The organism is Paractinoplanes polyasparticus, assembly GCF_019710575.1.
Lineage (GTDB): Bacteria > Actinomycetota > Actinomycetes > Mycobacteriales > Micromonosporaceae > Actinoplanes > Actinoplanes polyasparticus.
The window spans coordinates 1-1,277 of sequence record NZ_JAHWFK010000116.1; the positions used below are offsets into that span (position 1 = coordinate 1).

At 67.3% G+C, this 1,277-nt stretch carries 1 protein-coding gene; it reads right to left on the reverse strand.

Features of this window, described 5'->3' with window-relative positions:
• Positions 1-18 precede the first annotated feature (18 nt).
• Positions 19-1,089, reverse strand: coding sequence for an IS110 family RNA-guided transposase (locus KXC43_RS50255; protein ID WP_221383429.1), 1,071 nt, complete (start codon positions 1,087-1,089; stop codon positions 19-21).
• Between the last annotated feature and the right edge of the window lie 188 nt (positions 1,090-1,277).

Consider the following 1,277-nt stretch of genomic DNA (forward strand, 5'->3'; position numbering starts at 1 on the left):
GGGATGCTCCTATGGATTTCAAGTGGCGGGTTTTGGGTGCTCTGAGGTGATGAGTTGGTAGATCTCGCGGGCGACGTAGCGTTTGAGGCAGCGGATGATCTCTTTTTTGGAGAGGCCGTCTTTGGTGCGTCGTTGCATGTAGTCGCGGGTGCGGGGGTCCCAGCGCAGGCGGGAGAGCACGACGGTGTAGAGGGCGGCGTTGGCTTGGCGGTCGCCGCCTCGGTTGAGCCGGTGGCGGGTGGTTTTGCCGGAAGAGGCGGGTAGCGGGGCGGCGCCGCAGAGCATGGCGAATGCGGCTTCGCTGGTGAGGCGGTTGTGGTTCTCGCCGGCGGTGACCAGTAGTTGCCCGGCGACGTCGGTGCCGACGCCGTGGGTGGCGCTCAGGGCGGGGTTGATGGCGGTGACCAGCGGTTTGAGTAGTTTGTCGAGGTCGGTGATCTCGGTGGTCAGTTGCTGGTGGCGGCGGGCCAGTGACCGTAAGGCGATCGTGGTGGCCGTGGCTGGGTTGGCGGTGTCGCTGTAGTCGGGTCGCCGGTTCGCGCAGATGATGATCAGTTGGGTGATGCTCAGCGCGCGTAGCTGGGCGCGTAAGGCGTCGGGGGCGGTGACGATCAGGGTTTTGATCTGGCGTTGGGTGTCGGCGCGTTGCTTGACGGCGCTGCGCCGGGCCACCCGCAGGTTGCGCAGGGCTTCGATGCGGCCGTGGTGGTGTTTGGGGGTGCCGGTCCGTTCCCCGGCCAGTGCCGACCTGGCCGCCGCGATAGCGTCGATCGGGTCGGATTTACCCTGGAAGCGGCGGGTCTTGCGGTTGGGCCGGTCGACCTCGATCACCTCGACCTGTTCGGCGTGCAGCCGGCGTGTCAGGCCGGCGCCGTAGGCGCCGGTTCCCTCGACACCGACGCGGTGTAACCGGCCGAAGCCGTTCATCCAGGTCAGCAGAGCGCGATAGCCGGCCGCTGTGGCCGGGAACTGCTCAGTGCCCAGGACCCGCCCGAGCAGGTCGATGACCGCGGCGGTGTGGGTGTCCTGATGAGTGTCAACGCCACCGGCGACCTCGAACGCCGCGGTGTCGGGTGTAATGGACAGCATCGTCGTCCTGTCGTTGCGTGGCTGCGGGGCAGGGCGGCACGCACCAGCCGGCGACGCGGACAAGACAGAGATGGGGCCTCTGGCCAGGCTCCTATGAAGTCACAACGCCACGTCCGGTGAGTGCACGAGCACCTCCCGTCCGGAGCCGACAAATCCCATGCAGGACCCGAAGTCAGTGGGAGGGTGGG

What these genes read in the sequence shown, in the direction of transcription:
- KXC43_RS50255 (WP_221383429.1), bottom strand. Translation starts at nt 1,089, where the DNA reads ATGCTGTCCATTACACCCGACACCGCGGCGTTCGAGGTCGCCGGTGGC.